This is a genomic window from Campylobacter sp. B0100352/1, from assembly GCF_020135855.1.
Classification (GTDB): Bacteria; Campylobacterota; Campylobacteria; order Campylobacterales; family Campylobacteraceae; genus Campylobacter_D; species Campylobacter_D taeniopygiae.
Genome location: NZ_JACHTP010000044.1, coordinates 1 through 3,499, shown reverse-complemented (window position 1 = coordinate 3,499; position 3,499 = coordinate 1). Strand labels below are relative to the sequence as shown.

The window sequence follows — 3,499 nt, the reverse complement described above, 5'->3', positions numbered from 1 at the left end:
TACAGTTAAAAAGCTCATTGAAGCAGGAGCTAATGTAAATGTTTTTGATCATTTTGGTAAATCAGCTCTTGATCTTATAGGCAATAAAAGTGAAACCATAAAAAAATACCTTCTTAAAGCAGGAGCTAAAAGTTCTTTAGAGCTTTTAGGCAGTGAAGAAAAATTGAGAGAATTTAAAGATGAAATGCGAAAAAAAAGAGAAATACAAGATAAAATAAAAAAAGAACACGAAAAACAACTTAAGGAAAATTATCTTGCTATCTTAGAAAAAACTCCTTTAGTGTTTCATAGAAATATAGAAGTTATCAAGGCATAAAATGGTCACTATACATACAAGAGAAATTGAACTAATGTTGTGCGAGGAAGCACATTTTCATGAGGATTATGAAAATGAGATCAAAAATATTCCTATTGTAGGGGCCAAGATAAGAATATATAAAGTTCAAGATCAAGATCAAGATAAGAATAAAGATCAAGATCAAGATCAAGATAAGAATAAAAGAAAACTCCTATATGATAATACTGCCAATGATCAAGGAAAAATAGAATTTTCTAATAGTGAGATTAAAGATGGGGAAATAAAACTTTATATAGAATTAGAACATCCTGACTTTGATAAAGAACCCATAGGCGGACATGTTTTTTTAAGAAAAGGTTTAGAAAAACAAAAAAATCCTATTTATTTTAGAAGAACTAAACTAAGATTAAAACATGCCCCTTTTGAAAAATTACAAACCCCTAAAGAATTTAGAGAAGCTCTTGAGATGGGTCATGCCGAAGGAAAAAAAACTCAAAAAGAGGATGAAGAATTAAGTCAAGATTGGGATAGTTTAAAAACCAAAGCAGAGGAACTTTTAGAAAGGAATAAAGCCATCATTGAAAAAACTTATGATGAAGAAACAAAAAAAGCCGAAGAACAATTGCAACGAGCTACAACCAAAGAAGAGAAAGATGAGATTGGTAAAAAAATAGAGAAAATCGAAGAGGATAAAAAGGCAAAAAATAAAAGACACAATAAACAAAAAAAAGATTTAGAAAAGATTAAAGACATTAATGCCCTTAAAAATTTCATCAACACAAGAGCAGGAGCTGACTATGCTGAATGGGTTGTTTCTTTTGCTCTTTTAAGACATGCTCCTCATCTTTATCATCAAAGAATCAACGCAGATGGTATCTTTGAAGATAATATAGGACAAACAGGAAGCGATCCTGACTTTCTTATTACACTTGAAGATAAAAAAAGAATGATAGTAGAAGTTAAAAACTATGCTTATAGCAGTGCTTTAAATTTAACCGATCAAATTTCTTATCAATTAAAATGTGTAAAATTGTATGGAATGGATTATGCTATAGCTTGCAATAGAAGCACAAAAATAACAAATAGAGCGAATAATTCTTTTGGAAGTATCGAGAGTACAAAATTAGGAAATACAGAAGAAGCAGTATATTCTAAACAATTTAATGAAGATCGTTTTAGGGCATCTATAGAAAACAATAAAAAATATGACATAGAAGACAATGATAAAAAATTTTTTGAAAAAAATCAACAAGCAAGATACAAGGGTTTAAAATCCATATTGATAAAAATGTATCAAGAAGCTCTAAATAATGAATCGGCTGGTTGGGTTTTCATTAAAAGACTTAATTTTAGAAGCAATTTAGGAAAAATCAATGGAGAAGATTTTAATCTTGATAAACATTTTGTGAATTTTTATGCTAATTTGCATTCTCAAGATAGAAAAGCAATCAGTGCTGATTTTCAAGTTATTTTAGAACCTTAGGAGGAAAAAATGGTAAAAGAAATTGATTATGATTTACTTATAGCGATTGAAGAATCTAACGTAAGAAAGTTTAAAATTGCTTTAAAAAAAGGAGCCAATATTAGTGGTGTTGTGAGTGAAGAATACGAAGAATATGGCGATTTTGAATCAAGTTATGGTTTTACATTTTTGGCTGTAGCTGCAGAAACAGCTTTACGTGAGATTATAAATGTTCAACATAATAAAAAAGGCTTCAATAAAGAAGAATATGAAAAACAATACAGCGATGCTTTTGAAATTTTTAACACCCTAAAAGCTTTAAAACCAAATGAAAGTCAAGAAGATTGTATCAGTGCAAAAATTTGTATAGAAGGTATTGCTGAAACAAGAGAAATGGAACTTTATGATGATCCTTATTGTTATGGATATGATGAATTTGATGAAGAGATGGGTGAAGATGAATGGATAAGTGAAGATCCTGTTGTAGAGTATTTGAAAAGTTTTAAATTCGAATGAAAACACAAAATATAAGTGCTAATCAGGTTAGCTTTCATCTTTTATCTAAAAAAACCTTTAGCGATGAAAAATATCTTAACGCTTGGAGTTTAAAAGGTAATCGTTTAAATTTACAAGATTGGCTTGATTTTAAAAAAGCCAATGAAAATAATTTCTATAATAAACATTTAGAAAATACCTTAAAGGCTATGCAAGAGTTTAAAACCTTTTTTAGCATTGATCAATTTGAAGGTATTAATTTGAGCAAAGATGATGAATGGTTAAATTTTTTACCACAAAATTATACTCAAATTTATAATCGCTTATGTAGGGATAAAAGCAAATACATTTTACATCGATACTATCAAAAAGATGAATTAATACCTATAGGTTTTATAGAAAATCTTTCCCCTAATTTACCTTTTTGGAATGAAAGTGGTGAAAATTTTTCTCAAGATAAAATAGACACTTTTATAGAAAATGATCTTTTAGAACCTCATTTTAGTCAATATGATATTTATTTTAATTCCTCTCTTAATTTAACTTTTAATTTTAATGAAGAAAATTTAAATTATTTGCTTCACAATTATGATTATAGAGTTAAAAAAAGTTTTATTGATGAGAAAAAATTACAAGAAAAACTCAATTTAGATAAAGAAAATAAAATCATCTTAGAGCTTGAATATATGTTTTTAAATCTTTGTAAAGGCATCAGTGCTGATTATGCTTTTATGGATTTTTCTTATTTTTTTGTAGCTTATGATTATCTTTTAAATTCAAAAAATAATCCTTTAAAATCTTATCCTTTAAATTTGAATGATTTTATTTATGAAAGAAGCTTTAAAGAAGCTTTAGAAAAATATACAAATAGTTATTTTTTAAATTATTTTTCTAAAGAATTATTAGAAAAGCTTGACACCCAAAATTTAACACATAGCAGATATAATCGTTATATTATAAATTATGATAAATTGCCTAAAAATTTAGAAGAAGAAAATATACAAGGTTTACTCTCTAAACAAAAAGATATAAATATTAATTTTGTAAATTTTATAGATTATCAAGATTATGTTTATAACAATAAAGATGATTTTTGGAATTTGTCTTCGGAAGAAAATTCTATGCTTTGGGAAAAATTTTTAAGTAAAAATACCTTAAAACCTTTTCCTTTAAACTTTGATTGCTCCTTAGAAGAAAAATTTCTTTATGCTAAGGATGAGCAATTAGAAAACATTCTCAAATCT

At 27.0% G+C, this 3,499-nt stretch carries 3 protein-coding genes and 1 pseudogene; all 4 read left to right on the top strand.

Annotated features, from left to right (window positions below; all coding sequences use genetic code 11):
• A pseudogene (locus H2279_RS08215) lies at positions 1-316 on the top strand (ankyrin repeat domain-containing protein); the annotation flags it as partial.
• A gap of 1 nt (position 317) precedes the next feature.
• Positions 318-1,781: a hypothetical protein gene (locus tag H2279_RS08210; RefSeq protein WP_337196238.1), complete on the top strand. Its 1,464-nt coding sequence runs from the start codon at positions 318-320 to the stop codon at positions 1,779-1,781.
• 9 nt (positions 1,782-1,790) lie between these two features.
• Entirely contained in the window at positions 1,791-2,276 is a 486-nt protein-coding gene (locus H2279_RS08205) for a hypothetical protein (protein WP_337196237.1), read from the top strand.
• On the top strand, positions 2,273-3,499 hold a 1,227-nt coding region (locus H2279_RS08200; RefSeq protein ID WP_337196236.1), incomplete at its 3' end, for a hypothetical protein. The genes H2279_RS08205 and H2279_RS08200, both read left to right, overlap by 4 nt.

What these genes read in the sequence shown, in the direction of transcription:
- H2279_RS08210 (WP_337196238.1), top strand. Translation starts at nt 318, where the DNA reads ATGGTCACTATACATACAAGAGAAATTGAACTAATGTTGTGCGAGGAA.
- H2279_RS08205 (WP_337196237.1), top strand. Translation starts at nt 1,791, where the DNA reads ATGGTAAAAGAAATTGATTATGATTTACTTATAGCGATTGAAGAATCT.